Raw genomic sequence first — 19,891 nt, 5'->3', positions numbered from 1 at the left:
CTCGCGGGTCTACGGTGTGACGAACGTCATGCGGCGATGCCGCGTGTCGCTCGGGGAAGGGCTTTGACGATGGACGTATCCGTCGTCCGGGGACGGGTTCGTCCTCGGACCAGCGAACGCTTCCGGGCGCGCAGGACCGGGGGGCCGCCGGAGCGCGCGAACCACCACCTGCTCACGCATCGCCACCTGCTCACGTACGTCGGTGGCGCCCTCGCGGTCACGCTCGGGGTGGCCGTCCTGCAGGTCGGGGCGGACCCCGCGACCGTCCTCGCCCCCGGCGCGGTGGCCGCCGCCGGCGCCGCGCTCCTGCCGGCTGTGCTGGCCGGGACCGCCGCCCGGGCCGCTGCCCGAAGAGCTCTCGGGCGTCGTCTGCCCACGGCTCCGGCCGTCCGGGCCGCCCTCGGACTCACCCTGCTGGCCGTCACCGTCGTGGCGGCCGGCGTCGTGCTGTCGCTCCTCGGGGGCCTGCTGGCCGACGGCGGACACGCGCACGCCACCCCGGGCGCACACCCGGCGATGGCCGGGATGGGGGTGCTGGAGCACGCGCTGCACGTCGGGGCCGACCTCGCCCCGCTCGTCGTGCTCGCGGCCGTGACGGTCCAGGTGGCGGGAGCCGCCGGGCGAGCGTCGACGGACACCCTCCGGCGTGCGCTCCGCGCCGGTCCCGCCCGGTTCGGCCGGCTCTCGGTCGGGTGGGCCTCCACCTTCTCGCTGCTGGCCGGAGGCATGCTGGTCGCCCTCCCGGCCACCTCCGGGTCCGCCGCCATCGTGCCCGCGGTCCCCGCGTGCACGGCCGAGACGGCCGTCCGCTCCTACGACGTCGCGGCCGTGCGGGCCTTCATCCCCTTCAGCCGCTGGGCCAACGACAGCGGCGAGGCCGCCGTCGACCCGGTCACCGGGACGCAGCAGCTCACCGACGGGGACGCCGACGGGATGCTCTTCGCGCTGGAGCAGGACGTCGCCGCCGTCCAGCACTGGCACGTCCCGCTCGCCGCGGACCCGGCCGACGACCCGGCCGGCAACCGGCGGCTGCGCCCGCGGCCCCTCGTCCTGCGCGCCAATGTCGGCGACTGCCTGGAGATCACCCTGCGCAACGGCCTGCTGGACACCCCCGGGGCAGGCATGGGCCCGTGGCTGCCCCAGGTCGACCCGCACGTCTCCCTGCAGGCCTTCGGCGTCTCCTACAACCCCCAGACCAGCGAGGGCAGCAGCCTCGGGCACAACGCCGACAGCACCGTCGCCCCCGGTCAGACGCACACCTACTACTGGGTCGCCCCGCAGAGCTCGGGCCTCTACCTCTTCCGCGACCAGGGCATGCCCGCGGGGGCGGACGCCGACGGCGGTGGCGCCGAGCACGGCCTGTACGGCGGGCTGGCGGTCCAACCCGCCGGGGCCCGCTGGTTCGACCCGGTGAGCGGGGCCGAGCTGTCCTCCACCACCCCCGACCAGCAGTACGCCTCCGTGGCCCGGCAGAACGGCGACCTCTACGTCGACGCCGTGATCACCGTCCCCACCGAGGGCAGCTTCCTGCGCTACCGGGAGAGCGTGCTGGTCAGCCAGGACCTGCTGCCCATGCGACGGCCAGGTCCGGAGGCCGAGCCGCTGTTCGAACGGTTCAGCATCAACTACGGCTCGGAGCCGGAGATCAAGCGCGCCACGTGGAACAAGGAGGGGGACGTGTGGTGCGAGGAGTGCGTCTCGGAGGAGACCGTCCTGTCCTCCTGGGTCTACGGGGACCCGGGCCTGGTCAAGCTGGCCTCGGGCACCGGCCCCTGGCTGCCCACCGAGCCGGAGTGGGAGGACGTCGACCCCGCGACCGTCGCCGGCGGGCTGCCCGCGGAGAACATCGAGGACTGCGGCCTGACCCTGGCCACCGACGACGACACCCCGACGTCCTGCTACGTGGCCAACGTCACCCGCGCCTACCAGGGCGACCCGATCAAGCTGCGCTTCGGGCAGGCCGGGGTCTACGAGACCCACGTCTTCCACCTGCACGCGCATACCTGGCCCGCCGAACCGGACGAGCTGGGCCCGGCGCAGAGCAACCCCCCGCGCCCGACCTCCGCGGCCCAGCCGCGCGCCACCACGATCGACTCCCAGACCTACTCCCCCTGGACCGCGTTCACCGCGGACCTCAACTACGGCGCCGGGGCCAGGGCCGGCACCGTCGGCGACTCGATCTACCACTGCCACCTCTACACCCACTTCTCGTGGGGCTTCTGGGCCCTCATGCGCGTCCACGACACCTACGAGGACGGCACCGGGGCCCTGCCGGACGGCACCCGCGTCACCCGGTGGCTGGCCCTGGCCGAGATCTCCCCGGACCAGCCGGCCCACCCCCGCGTGCCCCCGGCCAAGAACGCCCCCACGCCCGAGAACCCGGGCTACCCGCGCTTCATCCCGGGCGAGTACGGCTCCCGCGCGCCCCAGCCCCCGCTCGGCGTCTGGCAGCGCGAGTTCACCGAGGACGGCAGCGTCGTGCTCGACGAGGCCGGTGACCCGGTGGACGCCCCGGTCGTGCGCAGCGTGGGCACCACCCCGCTCGACCCCGCCCTGCTGGAGGCGACCCAGGAGGTCGCCGTCGTCGACCCCGGTGCGGACCTGACCCTCGGCTTCGCCGGGTCGGAGTCGCCGCCGCTCGCGCCGGACGCGAGCGCCGAGGAGGTACGGGCCGCGCTGGAGGCGCTCGAGACCGTGCAGGCCGTCGCCGTCACCGGCGAGGCCGGCGGTCCGTGGACGGTCCAGCTCGGGCTGTGGACCGCCACCCCCGACCTGACCCTGGGCGGTACCAACGTCGCCGTCACGGCCAGCGAGGGCTTCGACCCGGCCGACCCGGTCGTGGCCCGCACGGCCCACCGGCTGGCGCTGGAGCAGCAGGTCACCCGGGCCTACCACGACCCGGACTACGTCTTCGGCGCCGAGCTGGACCCGGACGCCCAGCCGCTGCCCGGGGCCCCCGTCGTCGACCCCTGCGTCCCCGGAGCCCGGGAGGTCACCTACCGGGCCTCGGTCATCCAGCTGCCGCTGACCTACGTCGACGGCGACCAGGCCAACCCGCAGGGCTGGCGCGACGTCCAGGGCCGCATCATCGTGGCCGACGCCGACGTCGACGCGGTGCTCGCAGGGGAGATCGAACCGGAGCCCTTCTTCTTCCGGGTCAACGCCGGCGACTGCATCAACTTCGAGCTGACCAACCGCACGCCCAACTGGATCGGCGACGACGCCTACCAGGAGCTGGTCGCGACCAACATGGTCGGCGCCCACATCCACCTGGTGAACTTCGACGTCCTGGCCTCCGACGGCTCCTCCAACGGCTGGAACTACCAGCAGGCCGCCTTCACCGAGGAGCAGGCCGCGTTCACCCAGGGCGTCCTCGACGGGGAGATCCCCTGCCCCGAGGGCGCGTCCTGCGTGCCCGTGGCACCGACCGACCGCGACCCGGTCCAGCAGGCAGAGGACGCCCGGGCCAGCTGGCTGTCGGAGGGACAGACCATCAAGGAGCGCTGGTACGCCGACTACGAGCTGCGGACCGCGTTCATGCACGACCACCACTTCGCCGGCACCCTGCAGAACCGCGGGCTGTTCTCCGCCCTCGTCGTCGAGGGTCAGGGCTACGACAGCCGCGATCCCCTCACCGGGGAGTTCCTCCAGCCGGTGAACACCGAGGGTCGGGGCGTGCCCGTCTGCGGGACGTCCTGCGTCGGCACCGCCCACGGCTCGGCCATGGACCTCATCGGCCCCGCGGGACAGGACGACTTCCGCGAGTTCGGCGTCGCCATCGCCGACTTCATCCCGGTCTTCCAGCGCTCGGCCACGCACGCCGACATCCTCGACCGCGCCAACGCCGTCGAGCCGCCCCTGGTGCCGCTGGAGGCCGCGCGCAACGACCAGGGCGGGATGGGCATCAACTACCGCAGCGCACCCATGCTGCTGCGCCAGTTCGCCGGTCCCGGTCCCGGTCCGGTCACCGACCCGCAGGCTCCGCCGCCGACGCGGGCCGAGCTGCGGGCGGCCGGCTGGGTCGACCCCGCCTACACCTTCAGCTCGCGGATCTGGGGCGACCCGGAGACTCCCGTCCTCATGGCCAACCGTGGCGACAACGTGCGCTTCCGCCTGATCCAGGGCTCGCACGAGGAGATGCACAACTTCACCGTGCACGGGGTGCGCTGGCGCCGCGACGCGCTCGACCCCGCCTCCCCCTACATCAACGCCCGCCACATCGGGGTCTCCGAGGCGTTCAACATCAGCGATGTCGGCGTGGACTGCGGCCTGGGCGGCGACGTGGTCTGCCCGACGCCGCCGCTGGGCAACCAGCCCCGCGTCTCCGACTTCCTCTACGGCGGGACCGGGCTGGAGGACCTCTGGCTGGGCGCCTGGGGCGTCATGCGGGTCTTCGACCAGACCACCGCCAACCCCCTGACCCCGCTGCCCGACAACCCGGTCGGCCTGGTCACCGGCTACCCCCTGCCCGCGCCGGACCCGGCGGCGCACATCCCCCGCGCCCAGCAGCCCCTGCCGCCGGCGTGCCCGACGGGAGCCCCGCAGAAGTACTTCCAGGTCTCGGCCATCGACAGCGAGATCGTCTACAACCGCTACGGCGACCACGACCCCTACGGGCTGGCCTACGTGCTGTCCGCCGACGTCGCGGCCGTCCGGTCCGGGGAGAAGGAGCTCGAACCGCTGGTGCTGCGCGCCAACGAGGGCGACTGCGTCATCGTCAGCCTGACCAACGAGGTCGACTGGGAGCGCTTCGACGAGCACGGGCTCAGGGGCACGCTCGACGGGGACGCGCCGATCACCCTCGAGCCCGCCTTCCCGGTCCCGCCCGACGACGAGGGGGACGGGGAGTTCACACCCGGCAGGCCCTGGTATGCCGGCACCCGGGTCTCCCTGCACCCCTCGCTCGTGCGCTACGACGTGCGCACCAGCGACGGCACGACCGTGGGCTACAACTTCGACCAGACCGCCGGCCCGGGAGACACCGTGCAGTACGTCTGGTACGCCGACCAGGTCACCTACCAGGACCCTGCCCGTGAGCCCGCGCTCACCGACGGGGAGCTGGGCGCCGTGCCCCTGACGGCCTTCGGCGACGTCCGCGGGCACCGACACCACGGGCTCCTGGCCGGGCTCGTCGTGGGACCGCCGAACGCGGTCTACCGCGACCCGATGACGGGCGAGCGGGTGACCTCCGGGGCCCAGGTCGACGTCCTGCCCGGACGGGAGGGCGCGGACTACCGCGACGCCGTCCTGATCCACCACAACGGGCTCAACCTGCGCTCGGCCGACGGGACCGTCCTGCACGACCCCATCCCGGACGACTGGCCGGACGCCGGTGAGCGGGCGGTCAGCTACCGCAACGCCCCCCTCCACCACCGGCTGGGGCTGCCCGGCCCGGTGACGGACGAGGTCGCCGACCCGCCGCGCGACCCGCAGGGCGCGCCGTTCACCGACCCCGACTTCGGGGCGCGGCTCGCGAACGTCTTCAGCACCACCTACCCGGTCGACGGGGAACCGATCGGCGATCCGGACACCCCGATCATCCGGGCCCACCAGGGGGACCCCCTGCGGATCCACGTCCTGCACGCGGCCGACCGCGCCCGGACCGTGGCCTACTCCCTGGGCGGCCACAGCTGGCTCGAGCACGCCTTCGACGCGGACTCGGTCCGGCAGGGCGTGGCCGGGTCGCTGGCGACGGGCGGGTCGGCGACCCTGCACGTGGAGGCCGCCGGCGGGCTCCTGCAGTCGGTCGGCGACTTCCGCTACGGCGTCGCGAACGGGACGATGGGCCTGTCCTCCGGCAGCTGGGGCGTGCTGCGGGTGCACCAGCAGCCGGCCCCGGGGACCGAGCGCTTCCCGGTCCCGCTCGAACGGTGCCCCAGCCCGTACATGAGCTGCTCGCCGCTACGGGTCATCAACGAGGCCCTCACACCGGTGCCCGGCGCCCCCGTGATGGAGCTGACGCCGGACCCGCTCGTGGTGGAGTCCCTGCCCGACGAGGTGACCGTCACGGCGGCGTTGTCCGTCGACGGCCGACCCCTGGGGTCGGGGCACCAGGTCAGCCTGACCGCCCCCGAGCCCAACGCCTTCAGCACGACCGTGACCACGGGCGGCGACGGCACCGTGGAGGTCACGGTGCCGGTGACGGCATACCCGGGCCGGGGCGTGCTGGAGATCTCGGCGACGTCCACGGTCACGATGTCCGACCCCGACGGAGGCACGGTGACCCACCCGCTCGCGGACATGGCCCAGGTGCTCGTCCTGGACGCCGACGACGTGACCGGGCCCACCGTGACCGCGGTCGAGCCGGCCGACGGGGCCGAGGACGTGCCCCGCAACGGTGCGGTGATCCTGACCTTCTCCGAGCGGGTCGAGCTCGGCGGCCTCGCCGACCAGGTGCGCCTGGTCGACGTGGACTCCGGCGACCCCGTGCCCGCGACGGTGGTCGAGGACCACAGCCTCGACGTCGCCGTCTCCACGGTGGTGCTCGACCCGGAGGACAGGCTGGCCCGGACGAGCGGCTACCGGGTCGAGGTGGACGCGTCGGTGACCGACCTGCGCGGGAACGCCGCCGGGACCCCGTTCAGCAGCGTGTTCACGACCGCGGGCGTGGTGGTCGACCGGCTCGAGGGCCCGAACCGCTACGGCACCGCCGCGGCGGTCAGCGCCTCGCGGTTCGAGCCGGGCGTGGAGACCGTGTTCGTGGCCAGCGGCACCACCTTCCCGGACGCCCTGGCCGGTGGTCCGGCCGCGGCCCGGGCCCAGGCCCCGCTGCTGCTGACGACCCCGTCCACGGTGCCGGCGGCCACCACGGCCGAGCTCAGCCGTCTCGCGCCGCAGCACATCGTCGTCCTGGGCGGCACGGCCGCGGTCGACGGGGCGGTGCTCGAGGAGCTGCGGGCGTTCGTCCCCGAGGGGACGGGCACGGTGACCCGGCTGGCCGGGGCCAACCGGTACGCGACGGCGGCGGCCATCAGCGCTGCCACCTTCGCCCCCGGCGTCGACACGGTGGTCCTCGCCAGCGGGGCGGGCTTCCCGGACGCCCTGGCGGGCAGCGCCCCGGCCGCGCGGGACGGATCACCCATGCTGCTGACCCAGGTCGACGGTCTGCCCTCCGACACGGCCGCCGAGCTCGCCCGGCTGCAGCCGGCACGCGTCGTCGTGCTCGGCGGGTCGGCCGCGGTCGGGGACGCCGTCCTGGATCAGATCGCGACCGCGGCCGGCGTGCAGCCGGAACGCGTGGCCGGTGCGAACCGGTACGCCACCGCGGCGGCCGTCGCCGAGGCGTTCTACCCGCGCGCCGACCGGGCCTTCCTGGCCACGGGCCTGGACTTCCCGGACGCCCTGGCGGCCGGTCCGGTGGCCGGGCTCGACGGGGCGCCCGTCCTGCTGACCACCCCGACCGCGCTGCCCCAGGTGGTCCAGGACGAGCTGGTCCGGCTCGACCCGCTGCGGGTGACCGTGCTCGGTGGTCCGGCCGCGGTGGGCGGGGCCGTGCCCACCGCGGTGGAGGCGCTGCTCCAATGACCACCGCGCCCGCCGAGGTCGACGAGGCACCGGCTCCCCGACCCCTTCGCCGCAGCCAGGCCTGGGGGCTGGTGGCCCTCGGCGCGGTGCTGCTCCTGGCCCTCACGGTCTGGGGGCGGCTCGCCGAGGACGGCCGCGCCCTGGTGGGCAGCGAGGTCGAGCACGACGGCGGGCAGGTGGTGGTCACCGGCGCCTGGACGATCCAGGACCCGATGATGCTCATGCACCCCGAGGACGCCGACCGGTTCGCCGCCCTGGGGATGCAGATGAGCTCGTCGATGATCTCCGACGCGGTGCCTGAGGGGTCCAAGCGGGTCGCCGTGGAGATGGTCCTCTCCGGCGGGGAGGAGGGGACGCAGTTCCCTGCCAGGGACGTCACGCTGACGGTGGACGGCCAGGAACACCCCCCCTACCTGGCCCTGCTCGGCGACGAGTCGCTGACGCCGGGGGCCCGGATCAACGGGGTGGTCGTCTTCCAGGTGCCCAGCGGCGCCGCGGCCGCGCAGTTCCGCCTGGGGCCGGACACGCAGCCGGTGCACGTGGACGTGTCCGGCGGACCCGGTGGCGGAGGTGGTGGGGGCGGCCACGGTACGGAGCACTGAGGAGCGGACCGGCAGGCCCGGGGGCCGGTCGGGGTCCCGGGCGCCCCGTCCGCGCCTGCTCCACGCCCTGCTGGGCCTCCTGGGGCTGCTGCTGCCCCTGCTGCTGGTCGCGGCCCCGGCCGCCGCGCACACCACGCTGCTCTCCACCGACCCGGTCGCCGACTCCGTCCGCACGCTGCCCCCCGAGAGCGTGACGCTGCAGTTCAGCGCGCCGGTGGACGTCGAGCTCGGCGGCCTGCGCGTGGTCGGTCCCGACGGGGACCGGGTCGACGACGACACGACGACCGGGGACGGCGGGACGACGGTCACCGCCGAGGTCGACGCGGACGAGGCGGGCAGCTACGCGGTGTCCTGGTCGGTCGTCTCGACCGACTCCCACGTCATCTCGGGCAGCTTCGTCTTCCACGTCCAGGAGGAGCCGGACGACGGCGGGTCCGACGCCCGGGACGACGCCGCGGACGACCTCGAGGACGCCCGCGACGACCTCGAGGACGCGCGCGACGACCTCGAGGACGCCAGGGAGGACGCCCAGGACGAGCTCGAGGACGCGCGGGACGACGGGGGTGACGACCCCGAAGACGCCCCGGGCGCACCCACCGCCGGGGCGGGCGACGGGACGGGCGCCGGCGGTCCCCCCACCGGCACCGGATCGCCGGCCGACGACCCTGCCGGCACCGGCGGCAGCACCACCGGGGACGGCGCGACCGCCGACGGCGCCGCCTCGACGGGGACCGACCCGGCCGCCACCACGACCTCCCCGGCCCCGACGCCTCCCCCGACCTCCGTCCCCGCCCCCCCGGTCGACCCCGGCCCCGGCAGCGCCGGCCCCGGCGACCCGTCGTCCGCGGTGTCCGGCGCGACCTTCACGACCTCCACCACCGTGGCCGCCGTCCGGTGGGTCTCCCGGTGGGTCCTGCTCGCCGGGACCACCGTCCTGGGCGGGCTGGTGCTTTTCCGGAGCGTCGTCGCCCCGACGGCCACGCTCCGCAGCCGCCGGGCGGCGCAGGTCGCGACGGGGGCGGCGGCGGCGGTCCTGCTCGGGTCCGTGGGCCGGCTGCTGTCCCACGTGGCCGAAGCCTCCGGCAGCTCTCTGCTGGAGGCCCTCCCCCTGCTGGACGACGCCGTGCGGGGCACCGAGGCCGGACTCCACGACGCCCTCCGGATCCTGGCGGGGGCCCTGGCCCTCGTCGCCGCCCTGCTCTGGCGCAGGGCGGGACCGGTGGTCCCGCTGGTGGCGGGCGGAGCGGTCCTGCTCGTCATGGTCTCGCTCGCCCTCAGCGGGCACCCCGCCTCCGCCGGGGCCCCCGCGCTGGCCGTCGCCTCCGACGTCGTCCACCACGCGGCGGCGGCCACCTGGATCGGCGGCCTGGCGGCCCTCGGCATCGTCCTGGCACCCGCCGGCACCGGTGCCGACGAGGCGACCGCCGGGGCGGTCCGCCGCTTCTCCACCGTGGCGCTCTCAGCCGTGGTGGTCGTCGCGATCACCGGTGTCGCCTCGGCCGCGCAGCAGAGCGGAGGGGACCCCGGCACCCTGCTGACGACCCGCTACGGCGCCACGCTCATGGTCAAGCTCGTCCTCGTGGCCGTGCTCCTGGGACTGGGGTTCTGGCAGCGGACCCGGCTGGTGGCCGCGGTCACCACCTCAAAGGCCGTCTTCCGCACGGCCCGCGTGGAGCTGGTCGTCCTCGCGCTCGTCCTGGGCGTGACCGCCATGCTCGTCAACACCCCGCCTGCCCGCGAGGCGCTGCAGGCCCGCTCGTTCGCCAGCACCGTCGACGACGGGAACGGGGCGGTCGACGTCATCCTCACCCCCGCCCGGGCGGGCGGCAACGCCCTCCACCTCACCTTCTACGACCAGGTCGGCTCCCCCAGGACCGTCGACGCCGCCACGGCGACGGTGGCCGCTCCCGGCCAGCCCCCGCGCGAGCTGGCCCTGCAGCCCCTGACCGGCAGCTACTGGGTCGCTCCCGAGGTGACGCTGCCGGCCCCCGGCACCTGGACGGTCGAGGTGACGACGCTCGGCCGCTCCCTGGAGGGTGGCTTCACCGTGGACGTCACGGTGGCCGAGGCGCCCGGCTGAGCGGTCCCTCAGCGCGCAGGCGTCCCGCAGGACCCGGCGGTGAGCACCCGCTGGGCCAGGCCGACGACGACGAGCGCGACGGCATACCCCTGGGCGGTGCCGGCGGCCCCCTGGGCCAGCTGGGAGACCCCGAGGAGCGGCAGGCAGAGGCCGGCGATCCCGCACGTGCCCCCGAACGCCTGGCCCAGGGACTGGCCGGCGGCGGGCAGGTAGGTCGCCAGCGCCAGCCCCGTGCCGGCCCCCACGAGGAGCACCACCCCCCACGAGGCACCCGGAGCCAGGAGCACCAGGCCCACGACCAGGACGGCGGCGATCACGGCGGCGGCGGCCAGCCGATGGCCGGCCCACGTGTCGCGCAGCGTCCCCAGCACCGAGGTGGGGGTCTGCACGACCGGTGTCACGGGGGCCTGCGTCAGCGCCCGGACGCGCGCCAGGGCGGCCTCGTCCTGCGGGCTCGGCCGGGTGGGGGTGGTCATGCCGGGGTCCTTCCGTCGGTACGCACGATCATACCCCAGGGGGTATGCGGTCGCTCGGCGTCGCGCCCCCGTGCCCGCCTCCGGCAGGAGGTGGTGCTGCTCGGGCGGGACGGGCTGACGTCTCGGCGGCAGGGGCTGACGTCTCGGCGGCACGGCCGGACGTCTCCGCGGCACGGGCGACGCCCCGTCCTCCGCGCGACGCGAGCAGCACGCCACCGACGACGAGGACGCCGCCGAGCAGCTGGACGGCCGTCGGTGGCCGGCCCAGGATCGCCGCGATGGCCACGGTGAAGACGGTGATGAGGTTCATCGAGGTGCCCGCCACACCGGCGGGGACCCGGCCGATCGCCAGGTTCCAGCACAGGTAGGAGCCCACGGAGGGGAAGACGACGATGAACAGGACCGCGGCCCACGAGCCGCGGTCCGGTGGCGCGGACAGGCCGGTGAGCAGCACCACGGGGGTCAGCACCACCGTCGTCAGCACGACCTGGACCGCGGTGGCGGCCAGCACGGGCAGGCCGAGCCGACGGCCGATGAGCGTGTACGCCGTCCAGACCGCGACCGCCCCGAGCATGATGAGGTCGCCGGAGTTGAAGGTCAGCGTCAGCACGCGGCCGAGGTCTCCGCGGGTGAGCACCAGGAGCACCCCGAGCAGCCCTGCCCCCACCCCGACCCAGGTGCGCCACCCGGCCGTCGCCTGGCCCAGCAGGACGGCCGCCACGACGATCGCCGCCGGGTTGAGCGCGTTGACGATCGAGGCGTTGACCGCGCTCGTCCGCTCGAGGGCGGCGTAGAGGAGGAGGCCGTAGCCGCCCACCCCGAGCACGCCCGCGAGCAGCAGGATGCGCCACCGCGCCATCAGCCGGCGCCAGTCCGGCCGCTCGACCACCTGGGCCACGACCAGCAGGGGCACCGCGGCCAGGACCCACCGCCACCAGGTCAGCGACAGCGGGTCCAGGGTCTCGACCGCACGCTCGGCGACGAGGTAGTTGCCCGCCCAGAACAGCGTCGCGAGGACGAGGAGCAGGACGGCGGGCACGCGGTCAGGGTATGCCGCCGGGTCAGAAGAGCAGCAGCGCCAACGGGATCGTCAGGACGAGGCTGATCGCCACCCGGAGGAACCACACGACGAGCAGCCGCGGGATCGAGACCGGGATCTGCGTCCCGACGAGGCTGGGCACCATCGCCGAGAAGAAGATGATCTGGCTGACGCTGACCACCGCCACGACGAACTTCACCGACATCGCCGACTCCGTCACCAGCGCCGCCGGCAGGAACATCTCCGAGACCCCGAGCGCGGCGGCCTTGGCCACGAGCATCGGCTCGGGGATCTGCAGCGCCCAGGTGATCGGGTAGAAGAGGTAGCCCAGCCAGTCGAAGACGGGGGTGAACTCCGCGAGCACCAGCCCAAGCAGCCCGATCGAGAGGATCGAGGGCAGGATCGCCATCGCCATGACGAAGCCGTCCTTGAGGTTGGTCAGGACCGTCCGGCCCACCCCGGGGTCGGCGGCGACGGTGGCGCGCGCCTCGCGCCAGGCGGCTGCGAACCGGTTGCCGGCGTGGTCCTGCTCGGGGCGCGGGACCGCCCCGGGGGCGTAGTCCTCCGGCTCCCGGGACAGCGGCGGGATCCGCACGGTGACGGCCGTGACGAGGAAGGTGATGAGCAGGGTCGACCAAAAGTACAGCGTCCAGTGCTCCATGAGGTCCAGCGCGGTGGCCACGACGATCATGAAGGTCGCCGACACCGTGGAGAACCCGGTCGCGATGATCATCGCCTCGCGCCGGTGGTACTTGCCCTCCAGGTAGACCCGGTTGGTGATGAGCAGCGCCAGGCTGTAGGAGCCGACGAAGCTGGCGACCGCGTCGATGGCCGACCGGCCCGGCGTGCGGAACACCGGCCGCATGAACGGGCGCACGAGCACCCCGATGAATTCCATCAGGCCGTAGCCCACGAGCAACGCCAGGAAGACCGCGCCGATCGGCACGAGCAGCCCGACCGGGATGACCAGGGCGTTGAGGAGGAAGGGACCCATGCCCTCGGCGAACAGCCACGCCGGGCCGATGCCGAAGACCAGCATGATCCCCACGACCAGACCCACCACGCGGGCTAGGGAGAACACGAGCGTGGTCGTGTCCCGCCGCCACGTGCGGGTGAGGAAGGGGTATGCCGCGCCCGCGGCGATGAGCGCGAGCGCGTAGTAGGGCAGCACGGCGGGGACGCTGGCCCGCAGCCAGGACACGATGTGGTCCAGGGGGATGGTGCTGCGCTCCCCGATCGTGACCGGCACGAAGAACATGAGGATGCCGATCGCCGAGAGGACGAAGAACTTCCACATGGGTGCCCGGTCGGGATCGACCGCGCCCGGCTCCGCGGACCCCGGGGCGGTTGCCCGGGCGGGGTCCGGACCCGGTCCGGCACCAGGGGTCGCCGCGGTGCTCACCGGCCGCCCTCCGTGTCCTGGACGGTCCCGGCGCCGTCGGCGTCGGCGTCGGCGTCGGCGTCGTTCACGCCCTCCCGCATCGGCACCCGCACGCCACGCTCCTGCGCGACCTGCTCGGCCTCGGCATACCCCGCGTCCACGTGCCGGACGACGCCCATGCCGGGGTCGTTGGTGAGGACCCGCTCCAGCTTCTGCCGGGCCAGGTCGGTGCCGTCGGCGAGCGAGACCTGCCCGGCGTGCATCGAACGGCCGATGCCGACGCCGCCGCCGTGGTGCAGGGAGACCCAGCTCGCGCCGGAGGCGGTGTTGACCAGGGCGTTGAGCAGCGGCCAGTCGGCGATCGCGTCGGATCCGTCAGCCATCGCCTCGGTCTCGCGGTAGGGGCTGGCGACCGACCCGGCGTCCAGGTGGTCGCGGCCGATGACGATCGGGGCGGACACCTCCCCGGAGGCGACCATCTCGTTGAACCGGACGCCGGCCTTGTCCCGCTCGCCGTAGCCGAGCCAGCAGATCCGGGCCGGCAGGCCCTCGAAGGCGACCCGCTCGCGCGCCCCGCGGATCCAGCGCTGCAGGTGGTCGTTGTCGGGGAAGAGGTCCATCACGGCCTTGTCGGTGGCGTAGATGTCCTTCTCGTCGCCGGACAGCGCGGCCCAGCGGAAGGGGCCCTTGCCCTCGCAGAAGAGCGGCCGGATGTAGGCCGGGACGAAGCCCGGGAAGTCGAAGGCCCGGTCGAAACCGCCCTGGCGGGCCTCGTCGCGGATGCTGTTGCCGTAGTCGAAAACCTCGGCACCGGCGTCCAGGAAGCCGACCATCGCCTCGACGTGGTGGGCCATCGAGGCCTGCGCCCGGTCGGTGAACTCCTCGGGCTTCTTCTCGGCGTAGTCGTGCCAGTCGCCCAGGTCGATGCCCTCGGGCAGGTAGGACAGCGGGTCGTGCGCCGACGTCTGGTCGGTGACGATGTCGATCTCGACCCCGCGGCGCAGCAGCTCGGGGAAGACCTCGGCGGCGTTGCCGACGACACCCACGGACACGGCCTCCTGGGTGGCCTTGGCCGCGAGCACGCGCTCGACGGCCGCGTCGAGGCTGTCGGCCACCTCGTCGAGGTAGCGGCTCCTGACCCGGCGTCGCAGCCGGGCCTCGTCGACGTCGACGATGAGGCAGGTGCCGCCGTTGAGCGTGACGGCCAGCGGCTGGGCCCCGCCCATGCCGCCGCAGCCACCGGTCAGGGTCAGCGTGCCGGCCAGGGTGCCGCCGAAGCGCTTGGCCGCGACCGCGGCGAAGGTCTCGTAGGTGCCCTGCAGGATGCCCTGGGTGCCGATGTAGATCCAGGAGCCGGCGGTCATCTGGCCGTACATCGTCAGGCCGAGGTGCTCCAGGCGCCGGAACTCCGGCCAGTTGGCCCAGTCGGGCACGAGGTTGGAGTTGGCGATGAGCACCCGCGGCGCCCACTCGTGGGTCTGGAAGACGCCGACCGGGCGACCGGACTGGACCAGCATCGTCTCGTCCTCGCGCAGGTCGGTCAGCGTCCGGACCATCGCGTCGAAGCTCTTCCAGTCCCGGGCGGCGCGGCCGGTGCCCCCGTAGACCACCAGGTCGTCGGGCCGCTCGGCCACGTCGGGGTCGAGGTTGTTCATGAGCATCCGCAGGGGGGCCTCGGTGGCCCAGCTGCGGGCGGTCAGCTGCGTGCCGCGGGCGGCACGGACGGGGCGGGCGCCTTCCATGGTGGTCTCCTTCGACTCGGTACGGCGTGCGGTGCGGTGGGAAGCGTGCGTGCTGTGGTGCGGGTGGGGCGTGGTGCGGGTGGGCGTGGTGAGGGTGGCCGGTTCGTGCCAGGCGGCCCTCGTCCCGTGCAGACGATCCTGGCCCTTTCCGGGGCTCCCATCGACTGCACGAGACCTGGCCTCAGGTCAGCGGGCCGGCATGCTCCTCGGCGGCCGAGCGCACCCGGCCGTCCAGGACGAGGTCGACGACGGTCTCGATCTCCGGCGAGAGGTGGCGGTCGGGGCCCGGCCCCTGCACTCCGGCTCCGCGGAGGAGCGCGACGACGGCGGCGGTCGCCGGGGCGGGGGTCAGCGGGGCGCGCAGGTCCAGCGCCCGGGCGGCGGTGAGGACCTCGACGGCCAGCACCCGGGCCAGTCCGTCGACGGCCCGGCGCAGCTTGCGGGCCGCGCCCCACCCCATGCTCACGTGGTCCTCCTGCATGGCCGAGGAGGGGATGGAGTCCACGCTCGCCGGGGCCGCCAGACGCTTGAGCTCGGAGACGACCGCCGCCTGGGTGTACTGCGCGATCATGAGCCCGCTGTCGGTGCCGGGGTCGTCGGCCAGGAAGGGCGGCAGGCCGTGGCTGCGCGCCACGTCGAGGAAGCGGTCGGTGCGGCGCTCGCTGATGCCGGCGACGTCGGCGACGACGACCGCGAGGAAGTCGAGGACGTGGGCGACCGGTGCGCCGTGGAAGTTGCCGTTGGACTCCACCCGCCCGTCGAGGGTGACGACCGGGTTGTCGACGGCGGCGGCCAGCTCGCGGGAGGCGACCAGCGCGGCGTGGTCGCAGGTGTCCCGGGCGGAGCCGTGCACCTGGGGCGAGCAGCGCAGGGAGTAGGCGTCCTGCACCCGCGTGCACGCCTCGGTGCGGTGGCTCTCCCGGATGGCGCTTCCGGCCATGAGGGCCCGCAGGTTGGCGGCGGAGGAGCCCTGGCCGGGGTGCGGCCGCAGCGCCTGCAGGTCGGCTGCGAAGACGTCGTCGGTGCCGAGCTGCCCCTCCACGCTCATCGCGGCGGCCACGTCGGCGGTCGTCAGCAGGGTGTCCAGGTCGTGCAGCGCCAGGAGCAGCATGCCCAGCATGCCGTCGGTGCCGTTGATGAGCGCCAGGCCCTCCTTCTCGGCGAGCTGGACGGGCGCGAGACCGGCGTCGGCCAGGGCCTCGGCAGCGGGGACGGGCTCCTCCGGACGCGGCGCCGGTCGGTGACCGCGCGCCGCGCTGCCGTCGGCAGCCCGGGCGTCGCGGCCGCGGGCCCCCGGGTGCGGCCTGCGGACCCGCACCATGCCCTCGCCCGTCACCGCGAGCGCGCAGGAGGCCAGCGGGGCGAGGTCACCGGAGCAGCCCAGCGAGCCGTGCTCGTGCACCACCGGGGTGATCCCGGCGTTGAGCAGGTCGGCGTAGGCCTGGGCGGTGGCCACCCGCACACCCGTGCGGCCGGTGGCCAGGGTCGAGAGGCGCAGCAGCATGAGCGCGCGGACGACCTCGTGCTCGACCTCCGGCCCGGACCCGGCCGCGTGGCTGCGGACGAGGCTGCGCTGCAGCTGGGCCCGCTTCTGCGGCGGGATGCTCGTGGTCGCCAGCGCGCCGAAGCCCGTCGAGATGCCGTAGTGCGGCTGGTCGTCGCCGGCGAGGTCGTCGATGATCCGGCGGGTCGCCGCGATCCCCTCCAGCGCGGCCTCGGAGAGCCGGACGCGCGCCCCGTGACGGGCGACGGCCACGACCTCGGCCGGAGCGAGGGGACCGACGTCGACGACGACCTCGGCAGGGCTGTCGGAGGCGGGGAGGCGGCTCATGGCTCCATTCCACCGTCGTCACCGGCTGAGGGACAGGCCACGCGGAGGGCCAGCGTCTCGCATGCCAGACGTCCAGCACCGGGCGGCACACTCAGGCGACCGACACCGGGCGGCACACTCAGGCGACCGACACCGGGCGGCACCCCCAGGCGACCGACACCCGGCGGGGACTCGCGCGATCGGCGGAGACGGCGCCCGACGGCGGGGGGACCGGCGCCGCTACAGCAGCCCGGCCCTGCGGGCAGAGCGTCGGGCCTGCGCCGGCACCACGACGACGAACCGTTCCAGCACGACCCTGGTGTCCTCGTCGACCCACTGCCCGGCCGGCGCGTGCTCGTCGAAGAACCGTCGGTGCTCGGCCCGCCACCGCTCCAGGGACCCCTCCCCCTCTCGGCGGGCGTGGTCCTCGTCGACGTCGCCAAACCGGACGACCTCCACATGGGTCGTCCGGATGAGGGCGCGGGGATGGTCGGCCCCGTCGAGCACGATGGACAGCGACCCCGGCGCGGGCAGCTCGACGTCGACCCGCGTGCGGACCAGGGTGTCGCCACGGCCAGGACCACCGCCACCGTCCCGGCCGTCGGGGTGCTGATCGTCCTGGGCACCGACCTCGTACTCCCACCGCGCCGAGGCGGACGCCGTCTTGCGACCCTCGAGCACCAGGGCCAGGAGCCGGTCGGCCTCCTCCGGCGTCGAGCCGAACGACCAGGCCGGCGGCGGCAGCAGGTCGGCGGCGGTCACGCCGATGTAGGACTCCGCGGGGTTCAGGCCGCCGCGCACCCGCGCGTCGGCCCAGAAGGCCTTGATCTCGGCGTCGTCCATGGCGCCACCGTACGGCCCCTCCCTCGTTGCCCACGACACCCGAGGACGCCCGGGAGGCGCCCGCACCAGCCCACGCCCCCGCCCACGCCCACGCCCACGCCATGCTGGCGCGGTGGCCGACGCACCCGGCCACGCCCACGCCATACTGGCGCGGTGGCCAACGCACCCGCCGCCGGGCACGCGCTCGACGTGCTGACGTTCCTGGCCCGGCACGCGACCCCCCAGCCGGCGGCTGCGGTCGCCCGCGAGCTGGGCCTGCCGCGGTCCTCGACCTACCACCTGCTCGCCGCCCTCGTCGAGCGCGGCTTCGTCGTGCACCTGCCGGAGGAGCGCCGCTACGGCCTGGGGGTGGCCGCCTTCGAGCTGGGCTCCGCGTACACCCGGCACGCGCCGCTCCAGCGTCTGGCCCGCCCGGTCCTCACCCGGCTCGCTGACACCACCGGGCACAACGCCCACCTCGGGGTGCTGCACGGGCGCGACGTGGTCTACGTCGTGGAGGAGCGCGTGGCCGGCCGACCCTCGCTCGTCTCCGACGTCGGCGTGCGCCTGCCCGCGTCGCTGACGGCGACCGGCCTGGCCGTCCTCGCCGCCCTCCCCGCCGCCCAGGTGCGCGCGCTCTTCCCCGGCCGGGACGCCTTCGTGCGCCGCACCGACGCCGGCCCCACCTCGCCGTCCACGCTGCGCCCCCTGCTCAGCCAGACCCGCACCCGGGGGTATGCCGTGGAGCAGGGTTACGTCACGCGCGGGCTGGACTCGGTCGCGGCTCCGGTGACCGACCACGCCGGCCACCCGGTGGCGGCGGTCGCGCTCACCGTGCCCACCGAGGAGCTGACCGAGGACCTGCGGGAGTCGCTCGCCGGGGCGGTCCGACGGGCCGCGCAGGAGATTTCCCGGCGGATGGGCCACCGTTCCCGGTAACGTCCCCGCATGGACGTCCTCTGGGGTATCGGCGGGATGACCGCCCTCGTCGCGATCGGGCTGCTGCTCTCCTCCAACCGCAAGGCGGTGCGCTGGCGCACGGTCCTGGCCGCCCTCGGCCTGCAGGTGCTCTTCGGTGTGCTCGTCCTCTACTGGTCCACGGGGCGGGCCGTGCTGCAGGCGGTGACGGAGGGCGTGCAGGCGGTCATCAACTCCGCCAACGCCGGGATCGCCTTCCTCTTCGGGCCGGTGCTGCCCCAGGGCGAGGACGCCGGCGTGGTGTTCGCCTTCCAGGTGCTGCCGGTCATCATCTTCTTCGCCTCGCTGACCGCGGTGCTCTACCACTACAAGATCCTACAGTTCGTCGTGGAGAAGCTCGGCGCGGCGCTGGGCAAGGCGCTGGGCACCCGCAAGGCCGAGTCGGTCAACGCGGCCGCCAACATCTTCGTCGGCCAGACCGAGGCGCCGCTGGTCATCCGGCCCTACCTGCGCGGGCTGACCTCCTCGGGGTTGTTCGCGGTCATGGTGGGTGGCCTCTCGACGGTCGCCGGGTCGGTGCTCGTGGGCTACTCCCTGCTGGGCGCGCCGCTGGAGTACCTCATCGCCGCCTCGTTCATGGCGGCGCCCGGGGCGCTGATGATGGCCAAGCTGCTCGAACCCGAAGACCCCGACGCCCCGCCGGAGAAGCAGCTGGCCCGTGAGGAGGCGGCCGAGGACGCGCAGCGGGACGAGGTCGAGGACGGCGACGGGACCAGGGCAGGCGACGGGACCAGGGCAGGCGACGGGGCACGTGACGGGGACGGGGACGAGCGCGCCGCGGCCCACGACGACGACGACGAGGACGAGGACGATCTCGACGAGATGAAGTACCGCAACGTCATCGACGCCGCGGCCTCCGGGGCCGGGGACGGCCTGAAGCTCGCCCTCAACATCGGCGCGATGCTGCTGGCCTTCATCTCCCTCATCGCCCTGGTCAACCTGCTGCTGGGCGTGGTCGGCGGCTGGTTCGGCAACCCGGAGCTGACGTTCGAGCAGATCCTGGGCTACCTCTTCGCACCGATCATGCTGGTCATCGGCGTCCCGTGGGCGGAGGCGACCAACGCCGGCAGCTTCGTCGGGCAGAAGGTGATCGTCAACGAGTTCGTCGCCTTCGCCAACTTCGCGCCCACCATCGAGGACTACAGCCCCAAGACCGCGGCGATCATCACGTTCGCCCTCACCGGGTTCGCCAACCTGGGCTCGCTGGGCATCCTGCTCGGCGGTCTCGGGAGCCTGGTCAAGGACCGTCGCCGCGAGATCGCCACGCTCGGACTGCGGGCCATCGCGGCGGCCACCCTGGCCAACCTCATGAGCGCCGCGATCGCCGGGATCCTCATCGGGTAGCCGCCACGCGCGGTGCCCACCGGGGCGCGGCCGGCCGGGTCGCCGGCCCCGGTGCACGCCGACGCACCGCCGGGTGACGGCATACCAGGGTCC

At 74.5% G+C, this 19,891-nt stretch carries 11 protein-coding genes; 5 read left to right on the top strand and 6 right to left on the bottom strand.

The window, feature by feature from the left end:
* Nucleotides 1–69 precede the first annotated feature (69 nt).
* From ACWHYA_RS06075 to ACWHYA_RS06065, 3 genes are read left to right on the top strand one after another with little or no spacing between them, the layout of a single operon-like run.
* Entirely contained in the window at nt 70–7,524 is a 7,455-nt protein-coding gene (locus ACWHYA_RS06075; protein WP_425942308.1) for a cell wall-binding repeat-containing protein, read from the top strand.
* Nucleotides 7,521–8,126 carry a hypothetical protein gene (locus ACWHYA_RS06070; RefSeq protein ID WP_425942310.1) on the top strand — a complete coding sequence of 202 codons (606 nt, stop codon included), beginning with the start codon at nt 7,521–7,523 and terminating at the stop codon, nt 8,124–8,126. The genes ACWHYA_RS06075 and ACWHYA_RS06070 overlap by 4 nt, the downstream gene beginning before the upstream one ends.
* Nucleotides 8,086–10,206 (top strand): copper resistance CopC/CopD family protein, encoded by a 2,121-nt coding sequence (locus ACWHYA_RS06065; RefSeq protein WP_425942312.1) that lies wholly within the window; start codon nt 8,086–8,088, stop codon nt 10,204–10,206. The genes ACWHYA_RS06070 and ACWHYA_RS06065 overlap by 41 nt, the downstream gene beginning before the upstream one ends.
* Before the next feature lie 8 nt (nt 10,207–10,214).
* Here the strand turns inward: ACWHYA_RS06065 and ACWHYA_RS06060 are convergent, their stop codons facing one another.
* From ACWHYA_RS06060 to ACWHYA_RS06035, 6 genes are all read right to left on the bottom strand, one after another.
* On the bottom strand, nt 10,215–10,682 hold the full coding sequence (locus ACWHYA_RS06060; protein WP_425942314.1) for a hypothetical protein: 468 nt from the start codon (nt 10,680–10,682) through the stop codon (nt 10,215–10,217).
* Nucleotides 10,683–10,710: 28 nt separating this feature from the next.
* Complete coding sequence (locus ACWHYA_RS06055) at nt 10,711–11,721, bottom strand: DMT family transporter (RefSeq protein WP_425942316.1); 1,011 nt, start codon at nt 11,719–11,721, stop codon at nt 10,711–10,713.
* 22 nt (nt 11,722–11,743) lie between these two features.
* Nucleotides 11,744–13,018 carry a YjiH family protein gene (locus tag ACWHYA_RS06050; RefSeq protein WP_425942318.1) on the bottom strand — a complete coding sequence of 425 codons (1,275 nt, stop codon included), beginning with the start codon at nt 13,016–13,018 and terminating at the stop codon, nt 11,744–11,746.
* Nucleotides 13,019–13,119: 101 nt separating this feature from the next.
* Nucleotides 13,120–14,844, bottom strand: a complete 1,725-nt coding sequence (gene hutU / locus ACWHYA_RS06045) for a urocanate hydratase (RefSeq protein ID WP_425942320.1) — start codon at nt 14,842–14,844, stop codon at nt 13,120–13,122.
* Between the two features lie 181 nt (nt 14,845–15,025).
* Entirely contained in the window at nt 15,026–16,675 is a 1,650-nt protein-coding gene (gene hutH / locus ACWHYA_RS06040; RefSeq protein WP_425942322.1) for a histidine ammonia-lyase, read from the bottom strand.
* A 219-nt stretch (nt 16,676–16,894) separates the two neighbouring features.
* Nucleotides 16,895–17,497: an ASCH domain-containing protein gene (locus ACWHYA_RS06035; RefSeq protein WP_425942324.1), complete on the bottom strand. Its 603-nt coding sequence runs from the start codon at nt 17,495–17,497 to the stop codon at nt 16,895–16,897.
* 153 nt (nt 17,498–17,650) lie between these two features.
* On the opposite strand from ACWHYA_RS06035, the gene ACWHYA_RS06030 reads away from it, so the two are divergent.
* On the top strand, nt 17,651–18,415 hold the full coding sequence (locus ACWHYA_RS06030) for an IclR family transcriptional regulator (protein ID WP_425942326.1): 765 nt from the start codon (nt 17,651–17,653) through the stop codon (nt 18,413–18,415).
* 9 nt (nt 18,416–18,424) lie between these two features.
* Entirely contained in the window at nt 18,425–19,798 is a 1,374-nt protein-coding gene (locus ACWHYA_RS06025) for a NupC/NupG family nucleoside CNT transporter (protein ID WP_425942327.1), read from the top strand.
* Nucleotides 19,799–19,891: the final 93 nt, after the last annotated feature.

This window comes from Ornithinimicrobium carbonis (assembly GCF_977012275.1).
The sequence above is the reverse complement of the archived record's forward strand: the minus strand, read 5'-3'. Positions and strand labels throughout refer to the sequence as shown.

What these genes read in the sequence shown, in the direction of transcription:
- ACWHYA_RS06035 (WP_425942324.1), bottom strand. Translation starts at nt 17,497, where the DNA reads ATGGACGACGCCGAGATCAAGGCCTTCTGGGCCGACGCGCGGGTGCGC.
- hutU (WP_425942320.1), bottom strand. Translation starts at nt 14,844, where the DNA reads ATGGAAGGCGCCCGCCCCGTCCGTGCCGCCCGCGGCACGCAGCTGACC.
- ACWHYA_RS06050 (WP_425942318.1), bottom strand. Translation starts at nt 13,018, where the DNA reads ATGTGGAAGTTCTTCGTCCTCTCGGCGATCGGCATCCTCATGTTCTTC.
- ACWHYA_RS06025 (WP_425942327.1), top strand. Translation starts at nt 18,425, where the DNA reads ATGGACGTCCTCTGGGGTATCGGCGGGATGACCGCCCTCGTCGCGATC.
- ACWHYA_RS06060 (WP_425942314.1), bottom strand. Translation starts at nt 10,682, where the DNA reads ATGACCACCCCCACCCGGCCGAGCCCGCAGGACGAGGCCGCCCTGGCG.
- ACWHYA_RS06075 (WP_425942308.1), top strand. Translation starts at nt 70, where the DNA reads ATGGACGTATCCGTCGTCCGGGGACGGGTTCGTCCTCGGACCAGCGAA.
- hutH (WP_425942322.1), bottom strand. Translation starts at nt 16,675, where the DNA reads ATGAGCCGCCTCCCCGCCTCCGACAGCCCTGCCGAGGTCGTCGTCGAC.
- ACWHYA_RS06070 (WP_425942310.1), top strand. Translation starts at nt 7,521, where the DNA reads ATGACCACCGCGCCCGCCGAGGTCGACGAGGCACCGGCTCCCCGACCC.